At 44.0% G+C, this 12,136-nt stretch carries 7 protein-coding genes; 6 read left to right on the top strand and 1 reads right to left on the bottom strand.

Features of this window, described 5'->3' with window-relative positions:
* Window positions 1-19: 19 nt before the first annotated feature.
* Window positions 20-3,106: a type I restriction endonuclease subunit R gene (locus RM544_RS12240; RefSeq protein WP_311362074.1), complete on the bottom strand. Its 3,087-nt coding sequence runs from the start codon at window positions 3,104-3,106 to the stop codon at window positions 20-22.
* Window positions 3,107-3,632: 526 nt separating this feature from the next.
* Between RM544_RS12240 and RM544_RS12245 the strand changes: the two genes are divergently transcribed.
* From RM544_RS12245 to RM544_RS12270, 6 genes are all read left to right on the top strand, one after another.
* Complete coding sequence (locus RM544_RS12245; protein WP_311362075.1) at window positions 3,633-4,490, top strand: TnsA endonuclease N-terminal domain-containing protein; 858 nt, start codon at window positions 3,633-3,635, stop codon at window positions 4,488-4,490.
* A complete protein-coding gene (locus RM544_RS12250) occupies window positions 4,487-6,721 on the top strand; it encodes a TnsB C-terminal domain-containing protein (RefSeq protein ID WP_311362076.1) in 2,235 nt (744 codons plus the stop codon). The genes RM544_RS12245 and RM544_RS12250 overlap by 4 nt, the downstream gene beginning before the upstream one ends.
* Complete coding sequence (locus RM544_RS12255) at window positions 6,721-8,202, top strand: ATP-binding protein (RefSeq protein WP_311362077.1); 1,482 nt, start codon at window positions 6,721-6,723, stop codon at window positions 8,200-8,202. Before RM544_RS12250 ends, RM544_RS12255 begins: the two co-directional genes overlap by 1 nt.
* Window positions 8,203-8,205: 3 nt before the next feature.
* Window positions 8,206-9,180: a TniQ family protein gene (locus RM544_RS12260; protein ID WP_311362078.1), complete on the top strand. Its 975-nt coding sequence runs from the start codon at window positions 8,206-8,208 to the stop codon at window positions 9,178-9,180.
* On the top strand, window positions 9,155-10,573 hold the full coding sequence (locus tag RM544_RS12265) for a TnsD family Tn7-like transposition protein (RefSeq protein WP_311362079.1): 1,419 nt from the start codon (window positions 9,155-9,157) through the stop codon (window positions 10,571-10,573). Before RM544_RS12260 ends, RM544_RS12265 begins: the two co-directional genes overlap by 26 nt.
* Before the next feature lie 280 nt (window positions 10,574-10,853).
* The gene (locus RM544_RS12270) at window positions 10,854-12,134 is read left to right on the top strand and encodes a hypothetical protein (protein WP_311362080.1); all 1,281 of its coding nucleotides are present in this window, start codon (window positions 10,854-10,856) and stop codon (window positions 12,132-12,134) included.
* The last annotated feature ends 2 nt before the right edge of the window (window positions 12,135-12,136 follow it).

Below are 12,136 nucleotides of genomic sequence, written 5' to 3' on the forward strand. Positions count from 1 at the left end.
ATTATTACAAATTTGTCGCTTATTGGTATCCCGATAAGCCGTGATATTCGTTCATATATTCTCTGACAACGAGCTGATTAATCATGTCAACAGAATCAATCTCAAGCTCAATGCCCTGCTTATCTTCAAATTCATCAAAGATAATGGGTGGGATCATCTGTTTGATAAAATTTTCATTATCTAGCATTTTTGAGTTTTGCTGTATCTGGATATCGACAGCAGTTTTTAAACCTTTTAATGCTTCAAATAGCTTGCTCTCACTGTCTGTAAGCGGGTCTTTTTCCATCAAACGTTTATGCAGGCGTGCATACTTCTCGTCATTGTCATACTTGGCTTTAAGTAACTGATTTTTACGCTCCAGCTCTTTTGCTCTATTGTAAATGGCGTTAAGAGCTGCAATGTTGCTTTCCATTTGCTCTTTGGAGACTTCGTTCAATTTTTTCTTTTTAAACAAACGCTCAAGCTCTTGCTTGAGTGAGGTAAATTCTGGATCTTTGGGGTCAAAGTTTCCACCAAGCTGTTCACGAGTTTTCTGGAGCGTATTTTTTAATGCATCTGCTAGAACAAGCTCTTCTTCTTTCACTTTAGTAAATGCAAATACAACATCTTCAAGCGCAACATTAAGCAGATTGGTTGTATCTACGCTATGCTCTAACGCTTCTTTCGTATTGATTAATGCCAGCCGATTATTCGCTTCTCTAGAGAGTACCGTCAGCTTTTTAAAATCCAGTTTTTCCAGCATTTCATAGTCGCCAGATAAGCGGATAAGATTATACAAGCTTTTGGCATTGTTTAACGCCTGAGTGACTTTGAGTATTTCACCGCGAGAGTCTATCTGGCTGATTTGCGCAGAAAAGTTTTCTGCATTTTGCGTATCGAAGTGAAACAATACCTCTTTAATTTTGCCGATTTCTTGTTCGATCTCTTCTTTAGTCTTGAACAAATTGCTGTAGTGTTCAATTTCATCACCAAGCTCTGATTGCAACTCTTTAAAGTAGTCTTTGTTGGTTTTTTCAAACTCACTTTGAATATCAGCAAAATCGACAACATAACCGTAGCTGAAGTTTTTGTATGTGCGGTTTACACGGGTGAGCGTTTGTAGCAAGTTGTGAGAGCGTATTACACGACCCAAATAGAGCTTTTTAAGGCGTGGTGAGTCGAATCCGGTCAGCAACATGTTATAGACAAACAGAAAGTCAATCTTGCCTTCTTTGAACTCTTCAACAAGATCTTTGCGCTCTTGTTTAGTACCTACATCATGCAGAATGAGTGCTGCATTAGTAACACTACTGTTCAGTTTTTTAAAGGCGTGATAACTCTTAGATTGCTCGTTAATTCCGTTTATTTGGTCTGCCATAGGCAGAGCTGAAGCGTATTTGTGCTGAAAAATCTTGTACATCATCTTTGCTTGATCAGATGAGTCGCAGACTACCATGCCACCGATTGAATTAATGTTCATTGAAATACGGGCTTGCTCAAAGTCTTTTACGATGTAATCAAGCATCGGTTCAACGAACTTTTCGTGTGCGTACACGACTTTTTTGTCAGCGTTGCCCTTGAGGATCTCAATTTGTTCTAATGTTTTCTGCAAGTTCAGTTTGTAGCTGGTTTCAATATCCTCACGGATGAGTCGTAAGGTGTAACCGTCTTTTATTGATGCATTGTAGTAATACTTATGAATGTAGCCGCCAAAAAGTGACTTGGAGTCATACTCATCACCTAGCAGTGGGGTTCCTGTAAGTCCTATCTTGATAGCGTTGGTATCAGCTTGCTCCAGATTGGCTAAAAAGCTTCCTCGCGGATTATAGCTGCGATGCACTTCATCTAAGAAAAATACACGTTGTACATTCACTTTGTAATCAAGGTTTTGAATAACCGCCGGGTCGTCTTGGAACTTTTGAATATTGACGACAGTTATTTCGCGCTGGCCCGATGCGTTGTGCACGGCAGCGGTTTGCTTGATATCAGCAGCGAACGCGTCACGCGAATCGATGTTATGAACTTTTAAGCCTCTTGCTTTGAACTCTCTGCCTGCCTGAATTAATAGGTCAATTCTATCGACGATAAAGTAGAACTTAGCGATAACGCCCTTATTTTGAAAATAATCGGCGAGGTGCTTCACATTGTAATAGGTAAGGGCCGTCTTACCACTCCCTTGCGTGTGCCAAATGATCCCCTTCTTCACACCCTCATTTAGTTTGTTCTCTATCGCCTTTGTTGCAAACATCTGTGGATAGCGCATTACATGCTTTTGCAAACCTTTGCGCTCTTTCACATAAGCCAATGCATATTGGAGAACGAAAGACAGTCTTGAGCGTTGTAGAAGAGACGTACAAATACGATTAGTTGGGGTTAGGGGGGATTTATTCTTCGCAAACTCGGGAGACTGTTTGATAGTAAGCAAATTATTGTCTTTTAGCACAGCTTGTTCGTCTGCTTCAGATATTCCTGATAACAGGGTTTTTAAATCAAACTTTTCTTCTTCTCGAAAGTAGTTAAAACCGGGTTTTTGATAAGACGCAGTGGCATAAAATGCGCCCTCAATCGGTCGCGGAGAGCTATCATCGTATTCCATATTGTTTGAAAAAATCATCAACTGCGTGATGTTGACAAAGTTTCTGAACTTCGAATTTTCAAAACGCGTTTGAATTCGTTTGTGTTCAGCGAGTACGCCATCTTTGTTGTTAGGGCGTTTTACCTCTATAAACACCAATGGCATACCGTTGATGAGCAAAATGATATCAGGGCGAAATTCTTCGTCGTCTTTCTTGTAGGTCAGTTCGGTGACTACATGAAAAGAGTTGTTATTAAAATCTTCAAAATCGATGAGCCGAATACCAGAGATGGCGATAAGCTTTTCGTAAAACGCTTTGCCTAAATCTTCGTTTTCTAAACACAGCGACACATCGTCGTGGCATAGTTTCACCTCAGCATCTGTCATAGACGGATTGATGCGTTTAATGCTGTTGTTAAATATGTGGGTGAAAATATTAGTAGATTCGTCCCACGTAACAGCAGGATCTTTTAGAGAAAGGTATTTATAACCAAGCTGCATCAGATGCAGAATAGTAGGGATCTTGACGCGAGAATCCTCATTGAATTTCATAATTTACAACATCCTTATAGCACGCAGAGCCTAACTAATGAGGTAACAGAACACCTTAAAAACACCTCAATTACAATAACATAAACGAAAACACACTACGAAAGTATACTAAAATTATGGATAGGTAAACCAATCAATCGCTAGTTTAAAAAATATACGAGATAGACCGCTACCTTTGCGCATTACAATGCTGCTTAGAGATAGGCTGAGTCATCAGTATTGATTGAAAATTAAACAACTAGTGCCTGTGGCACAAAAACTTTTGGGTAATACCTACTTTTTCATTATTTTTTTCCGGCTAACCTTAGCGCCACAACAAAACCTTTGTTTTCGCTCAAGCAAATCAATCAGTTATAAAGTCACCACAAGCCTCACCATTAATATAATCCAATTTATATTGGGAGCAATAAGCCAAAATAACAACAAAAGTGTTTTTTATCATGTGGTTAGCTGTTTTTGGTGGCTTGATTTTACCTCCCGTTCCGATTTCTAATACGCGCTGGAAAAAGTGTGAAATGGAGAGCGCATGAAGAAGTTAACGTACTTAAAACTGCCCAAAACAGTGAAAAAATACAAGCAATGGACTGATGATATTGCCAATGGCACCTACCGCTCTTACTTGACGGTGAGAGATGTGAACAAGGTAGGCCGTCGGCATTGGATGTATTGCGATAAGCAAAATCGTGAAGTGCACCTATTGTCCGACGGTGAAAGGCGTATGTACATGGAGCTGCTTTACAAGCCAAGCACCGTGGCCGTGTTTGAGCAATATGCCCTCGACCTAGACGAAACACTGGATATCGCCGTTGAGCTTAACATTATGCACCCGCGAAATTGGAAGACATATGAGGCCTATGTCATGTCGACTGATTTCTTAGTCGAGAGCTTATCGGCTGACGACAATACCACGCAGCTCACAGCTTACACCTTTAAATATTGGGACCAAATTTACAAATTAAGCTGGCTCGATGAGGTTGAGTACAAAAGCATGAGAACCTGGCAAAAATTCGCGATTGAGCGAGAGTTTTGGCGCCGTCGTGGTATTGAATATCGCGTGGTGACCGAGCGTGATGCCACCAAAGTGCACTATCACAACAAATTGTTCTCAGAATCGGCCAAAGATTTGAAAGTCTCAAACGAAACCCTTACTGCCTTTTTAGCCTGTTTTTGTGAGTCGTGGCAGTGTGCGCCTTGGCGACAGTTACAAGAGTTGATTGCCCGGGTGAGTCATACACTGTCAATGTCAGATGGCGATGCCCGTCAGCTATTTAGATTTGCCCTTTTATATGGCTTTCTTCCTGTTTATGAGGAGTGTGAAACGCACATGGTTCGCTGGTTTCGACCTGTTCATCTCATGCAGGATGAATTAGGGATAGCCGCATGAGGTATGAGGGCGAACATTTATTTACAGATGAACTAGACCATCAACGAGAGCAAGTTATCTTGCGCACGTCCTTCCGCATTTGCCACATCAGCCAATGCCGTGAGTTTTATGCGGTGGCCGACATGCTACAAGCAATGAAGGTGGCTAACCCTCCCAAGCCAAAGGTGTTTAACAAGGTACAGTTGGCACAGTTTATTAAAAAGCACGGTCTTAAGACTGGGCTAGCATATGACTTACCGGAAACATTGAGCACGTCTGACACGGCGCTGTTAAAACAAGGCTACAAGGGTTGGCTTGCCAAGCGAGATGATAAGTTTCGTAAAATCGCGTCGTTAACGGCCCCGCACTTACTTGAGCAATATCTTTACGGCAAAGGGCTTGGGGAGGAGATAGCGTCGTTAATTGCAACACCAACGTCTACGTGGAAGTCGAAAGGGGCCTATCACAATGCGCTGAATCGCTTTATCGTTTTTGGCATGGTGCCTAACGCGCTGATTTCTTTTAAATGGAATGAGATAGGAAAAAACTACCCTGTTGCTGACACCCCGAACGACCCAATCATCAAACGAGGCAGAGGCGGTAAGCATAATCAAAATAGCCGTAGCGATTTTCGGGGCATTACCGTGCGCGATAAAAAGAATATCGAAGATGTGGTAAAGCAGTGGATACGTGAAGGTAAAAAGCTGAGCCGACGAAAAATTTTTGACCGCTTTCAGGATGCATTTGAAGTAAGCACGGTGGTGAGGCAGGTCGGGCAGCATGAAATTTTTTACCATGACTTACTGCCACCGGAACAGCGTATATCACCGCGTATGTTCTACTACCATTTTGACCGCATTTTTAGCCGTGCCGACCAGCTCAGAATGGAAGAAGGCAGTTTCAAATTTGAAAAAGACCATGCCGCCCGACAAGGCACTGCGCTAGATGGCATCATGGGCGCAACGCACCGTTATGAGGTGGATGCGACGGTCTTAGATTTGTACGTCAACTACCCCTACATCAAACACGCTCGTTACAGCATGGGGCGCCCAACGCTGTACTTCGTTATTGATGTGTATTCCACCATGATAGTGGGGTTTTATTTAGGCTTTGGTGCGCCGAGCGCTGATGGTGTGGCGCAGGCCATGGTGAATGCCTGCATGTGCAAAGTCGAGATCGCAAAGCGTTATGGCTTAGTGCTCGATGAGGCTGACTGGCCCGCTTCGTTTATTCCCGAAGAAGTCACCATAGACAACGGCACCGAATATCCGAATAACCTTATCGCCTCTATTTTAAAAGCCATGCTTGGCATTAAGGCATTTAATTTTACAGCGGTATATCGCGGTGATGCAAAAGGGACGGTTGAAGGTACGTTTAATACCTTTAATGGCGAAGTTGCACACTTTCAACCGGGCTCAATATTTAAAGAGCGCGACCGCACCGAGCAACATCCATCACATCACGCGGTGTGGGACTACGATAGTTTAGTTCGTAAAATCATCAACTTCATCATCCTGCAAAACAAGTCAGCCAAGCGCCTTGAGAAATGCGGCTACGAGGCCATGGTGGATGACATTGGCATGTCGCCCGAGTCGATATTTCTTCATAGCCTAGCTAACGATATGAACGGCGGGCGTAAAACCGCACCCAGTGACGAAGCAAGGCTACGCTGGGCGTTCTTGCCAGAAGAAGAGGCGATAGTTCGTCCAAGTTGCATCTACTTTAAAGGGCTTGAATACTTAAGCAATGACAATCGAGTCATAAGGTTACATCAACTCGCGGCGTCAGAGGGCACATTTCCTATCATTGTGAAACGGGTGAGGGACTGGACGAACCATCTCTTTTACCGCGTTAAAAGTCAGCGTAATCCGTCGACCTTCGAGTACATCAAGCTGTCACTGAAAAACCACAATAACAACTCACCCTATTTAGGCATGCCCTGGGAAATCGCCTTGCATCAACTGGAGTGGCTCAAATTAAAAATTGTGGCGCATGAGGAATATGCGGCACGCCTGCGTCAACATATGCGCAGTATGGATGAGCCCGAATTTGACAAGTTAATGGGGCAAATTGCCTTGTTACCTGAGAACGAGCGCAAAGCCATCGTTCCCCGAATTAAAGAATTTCAAGCTATCGGCAAGAAACTAAACACACTGACTCATGCCCGAGATGTGATGGTCGCATTGGGATTTGAAGGCGAGGAAGTGGAATTTGAATCAACAGACACACTCACCACCACGGACGGTTTTTAATGAATTCACATATACAAGCACACTACACAAAACACCCTGTATCGCAGTTTAATGGCAATCCGCTTACCGAAGCCTTGCCCACGCCACTGCGCAGTAACGAGATATTGAGTCGAGCGGGCAGAGCGATGCAGTGTGACACCGACTTCTGGTCGTTAGACTCACTTTATCAACGGGCTATTTTGCAGGGAATGGGCGACACCCATATTCCGTCGGATAAGTTCATTACGTTTTATCAAAAGTGCTGGTCGCTGCTACTGCACTCTTATGCGTACAGAAACCCCCTTGAGCCTGATGCTATGGCGCTTAAGATGGGGTTGGCCGCGCAGTACCGAGAAAAAGTAGAGCGCCCTGTTAAGTGCAGTGTGGCCAGTCATAAAACCACCGCGTCGAGCGTTTTGGTGACTGGGTACAGCGGTGCAGGCAAAACCACGATGATACGTAGTGCGTTATCCCTTATCCCGCAGGTGATTTACCATGTTGAGTTTGAGGGCAAACCTTATCATCAAAATCAAATTGTGTGGCTGTCGCTGGATATGCCTTCTACGCCCTCATTAAAAGCCTTGGCACTGAATTTCTTTCGGGCAGTGGATGATGCTACAGGCAGCACCGATTATTTTGAACAGTGGGACTCCCGTAATCGAGAGTCAGTCGACAGGCATTTAGCGGGTATGCAGCTGGTTGCGGCCACTCATGAAATTGGCTTAGTGCACATTGATGAGCTTCAGTTTTTACTGGCTTATGGTAAATCGGATAGAGCGCCAACCTTGACCATTCTTGAAGCGATGTTCAACAAAATTGGTATTCCGATGATTATCAGCTGCACAGATTCGGGGTTGCAGCTGTTTTCCAAACATGTGCAAGTGGGCGGCAAGTCCCAACCTGAAATTACGACGCTGCGCCGGTTAGTGAATGACAGGGAGTTTCGCTTAGAGACGTATTCAAAAGACGGGAGTATGTTTTTGAAAACCTTGCAGGCGCTTTACCCTGAATGGTCGTTACTTAATTGCACGCAATTATCCACCGAATTCGTTGCTACGTTCTACGAGCACACGTGCGGACTGCCCGCATTCATGACCCGGCTGGCGCAGGTGCATCAGGAGTATCTGGTGTACTTATCACAAGAGAGCAAGTTGGAGCCTGACGCGTCGACCAATACCATCAGTTATTTAAACACTGTGTTTGTGAGTCAATTTCAGCTTTATAAAATGGCGCTAACGTACCTGAAGAGTAAAAACATACGCGCTTATGAAAGTGCGATTGCGGCGGCGCAACAAGCACAAAACACAGAGGCTGCATCGCCAATAAGTAAAACGCATGCTAAAGCACCTCGTAAAGCATCCGCTAAACCGTCGACATCAACATCAATTGCAAGCTCAAGTGCAAGTACAAGCCCGAGGGCGCCGATGCTGGCACCTGTGTTAGAAGAGGTCACGGCTTCAGGCCCTAGCATGGCGAGTTTTAACACAGGCATTAAGGACTAGCTGATGGCGACAATGCACTTTTTCTTACCACTGCTGCCTGATGAACATTACTATTCGCGCATTGCACGTATGGCGGTACTGACACCCACTAAATCGATAACAGATTTTTACCACGCGTGGCTGGGTGTGAATCGGGTGTTGAGTCCTTTAAAAGATTATGAGGCTATTCGTCATGATGTGGCAACGACTACCCATGCGAATACCAAAACGACTGCCCGTGAGGACGTGCTTTACCGGCACACGAGTGCGGGGTTCTATCGCCATTTTCTAAATGTTGAGCAGCAAAGAGCGTTGCTCGATGTTGCATCAAAAGACAAACGTAAGGCGTTTTTTATACCGTGGTTAACGAAAGTGCGACATGCACACTGCTGGCAAAGCTGCCCGCAATGCATAGAGGACGATATCACCAAGTTTGGCACGAGCTATTGGCATGTGGCGCATCAGTTACCCACGGCGACCACGTGTCATAAACATAGATCGCAAACACTGATGACCAGATGCAATCACTGCGGTTGGCAGCAGACTGATTTGCGAGAAACGCCGCTGCCTGATATCTCATGCCCTGAATGTGAACACGACATGTCAGAGAACTTACCCGTCGCTAATGCGGCGAACGCGGCTATTCAAAAAATAGGGTTAGCGCTTCATTTAAGCAGTGATACAAGCCAACGGCCATCACATAAGCCTCAAATACATCGCTTAGTGGAGTATGCCTTTGGCGATACGATAAGAGACCGACAGCAAGCCTATTGGGAAACAAAAGCACAGATAGAGCATGCGTTCTGGGATTGGGTTTGGGAAAACCGCATTGATAGCTATTTTGACGTCAACGCAGACGAAGAGCTGCAAAATATTCTTTGCCTAGAACCGATAATGAATACTCCCACTAAGGTAACACCACTGGCCCACATCATTTGGCTAGCGTTTTTTCATCACATAGGTCAATTCGACCATGCTCGGCTTTCATCCGCCTCTTGAAGATGACGAAATACCCTACAGTTGGTTAGTCACGTACTGCCAACTGTCGGGACTGCCCTCTGCACGAGTGCTTTTAGAGCAGCTTCATATTGCCCATTATCAATTAGCCTCACAATTCCCAGGCTTTGTTCCTTTCATCTGTGCACACGCACACGTATCGGCACATGAGGTCATACATGAGCACACGATATTACCGGTGTTTCGGCCTTTCCTGCATTCCAAAACCTATTCCAGCGTATTAGCGAATCTTGCAACAGGATGTGCCAGCAATTTACATTCTCGAATGTCGCTGGTAGCCAATAGGGTAAACAGTGGCACAGTATTAAGAGCTTGCCCAGCGTGTGTTGAAAGCGACGCTAAAACGGTCGGGCGAGCGTGGTGGCATGTTCAACATCAACTGCCCGGGTGCTCGGTTTGCCTAAAGCACAGCGAGCCGCTATTTGAGGTGCCCGTGCAGCGCAGAGCGTTAATTCTGCCGAGCCACATAGACATTCAACACAATGTTGAGTTACAGAGCGTGGATGTTCAACTTACAAGCTTAGTGCATGATGTATGGCGTAGCAGCACCGCTTTACTCGCTTATCAACACATAACGAGTCGCTACCGTCATCGGTTGGTAGAGACGGGGTTTGCGTCACACATCGGTGCTATTCGCCAAGATAAACTGCGCCACGCATTACGTGCATATTGGGCAACGAGCGCTTCGCCTACGGTACAACAATTATTGCTAGATAACTGTTATCCAGAAAGCCTATTTAGGGCCAAGCGCGCCCAGTTTCACCCGTTAAAACATTTATTGCTCATTGGCATGTTATGGCATTCATGGCGGGAGTTCTGTGAATACAAGCCTTGTGAATGTGTTACCCCCGACCGTGTAAGTGATAACGTGTTGAATGAAGGCGAAACAGATGCAGACATTGTATGTTTGCTTCAACAAGGAAAGTCACTAAGAGCCGTATCTAAGCAATGTAAGCGAAGCGTTATCTACGTCAAAAAGCTCGCCTTACAAAACAATATCTCCGTTAAAACGCGCGCGAAGCGAATATTTGGTGCAGATATAGCGTTGATTGTTGGGCTGCTAAAAGATGGTGTTAAAACGCAGCAAATCGCGAATGAGGTCGATTATTCTGTGGGGACGATAGAGCAGGTGCTTTCTCAACATCAAGGCCTTGTGAAGCAACGGCATCAAATGCGTTTTAACGCGCAGTGCCATAAACATCAAAGCTGTATTTTAAAAGCGTTGGCAGAGCACCCTGAATACCATCGCAGTGACTTTCAGCGAGAATTCAGAGCAAGCTACAGTTGGCTTTTCAAGCATGACAAAGAGTGGCTCTATAGTGTACTGCCTGCTGCTATACCGAGATGTAGAAGGCGGAGTGGTGAGTGCAACTGACGGTAAGGTCTAACATCACGGCGATTTTGCACTCTTAGTCATCTTATGACAACGACATATGCATTAGTTTTAAAAAAAGAAGAGCATTGTGATAAAGTAATGAAAAAGCTGGAAAATCAACCAGCAACTTACTGAAAACTCAATACAACTCAGCTGCTCCTTTTGATATTTTCGTGGAATTGTAAACCATTCATCTTCAAAAGAACGCCCTAGCACGAGTCCGTTTAAAGTGTTTAATTATAAGTTTATAATCGTTTAAATTAAGTTCAAGGACGAAACTATGAGTAATAACAAGATTGCTGAATTTTCCTTTGATTTACACAGTGCTCTTGGAGAATACGAGACTCCCGAGTTAGATTACCTAAAGCAACTAGGAATGGCTGCTACGTTGGCTGTGCACATTCGAGGTTTAGGGGAGATAAATTATGAGGTACTCAAACTAGCTTCCTACCATTACTTCAAAATACCCTCTCTCGGATTGGATAAGGTAATTGAGATTTTAGATGACCTAGAATTTATTGATGTAATTGGTTCAAAAAGAAAAATTAAGTCAATTATTCCGAAGATTCCACATTTCCAAAGCATTTATTCCGTTATAGGTGATTACGCTGTAAACGAAGACTTCAATGAAACTGAAGAAGTTATGTTAGCAATCTTGAATCAGGTATATGAGAAACCCGAAAATAAACAAAAGCTTATAAATAATATTGGTGCGGACTCGCAGCTAATGGACACCTGTTTAAATTACAGTAAGACGGGCGGTCTCGTGAGAGTTCATAAAGCTAGAGGACGAGAAATTGTTTTAAGTCCTTACTATTTTGCAGATAATTTAGAGGGTCTCGCCGACCTAACAGCCAAGTCAGGTTCAGCTAATATAAGAAACGTTTTAAGTAAATTGAAGTCGAACCAAGGCTGGCCGTTATCCCTAGTAATGAACCGCAGCGAAATCGGTGGTCAAAGCTTGAGTAACGTGGAACTCTCTTTGCTCGAAAATATGGCATCTGAAGGGATTTTAAAGCCCCCTTCTATAAAATTTGGTGGCGGTGGTTCTGAACAATTTGTGTTTACACCAAACCCTGGTTCTGCTCGTTTGAACGCTGCAAATAGAGAAATCTATGAAAGAGCAATGGCCCTAGTATCATGTGTTAGAAAGGGGCAGTTAATGCCTGCGCAGTACAGAGTCAAATATCCGGTTGCATTATTAAGAAGCTTTAAAAATAAAGGTTTTATAAATAGTAATTCCGAAGCCAATGTTCAATATCAAAACCTCGTGTTTATGAAGGTTGCAACTTTAGAGCACGTGATCGGAGATAGGTACAGGCTAAAACTGATTAATGCAGACGAAAATATTCGAGCCTTAGACATTGCTATTAATCTCTTGGCAACGGGCCAAGTTGCTAATCTTGAGGTCAATGATGAGGCCAAACTCTCGTTTTCAAAAGATGAAACTTACATTCAGTCCATTGTCTCTGCATCTGAGATGAGAAAAAGAAAACAGGTCAAAATCACTGAAGAAGCAAAATACGAAATGGACCAATTACTACTGAATTTAGATGTGTAAAT

Source organism: Brumicola blandensis, assembly GCF_031846165.1.
GTDB lineage: Bacteria > Pseudomonadota > Gammaproteobacteria > Enterobacterales > Alteromonadaceae > Glaciecola > Glaciecola blandensis.

Bases quoted from the DNA above. Each gene is read 5' to 3' on its own strand.
- RM544_RS12255 (WP_311362077.1), top strand. From the start codon at position 6,721: ATGAATTCACATATACAAGCACACTACACAAAACACCCTGTATCGCAG.
- RM544_RS12270 (WP_311362080.1), top strand. From the start codon at position 10,854: ATGAGTAATAACAAGATTGCTGAATTTTCCTTTGATTTACACAGTGCT.
- RM544_RS12245 (WP_311362075.1), top strand. From the start codon at position 3,633: ATGAAGAAGTTAACGTACTTAAAACTGCCCAAAACAGTGAAAAAATAC.
- RM544_RS12260 (WP_311362078.1), top strand. From the start codon at position 8,206: ATGGCGACAATGCACTTTTTCTTACCACTGCTGCCTGATGAACATTAC.
- RM544_RS12240 (WP_311362074.1), bottom strand. From the start codon at position 3,106: ATGAAATTCAATGAGGATTCTCGCGTCAAGATCCCTACTATTCTGCAT.
- RM544_RS12265 (WP_311362079.1), top strand. From the start codon at position 9,155: ATGCTCGGCTTTCATCCGCCTCTTGAAGATGACGAAATACCCTACAGT.
- RM544_RS12250 (WP_311362076.1), top strand. From the start codon at position 4,487: ATGAGGTATGAGGGCGAACATTTATTTACAGATGAACTAGACCATCAA.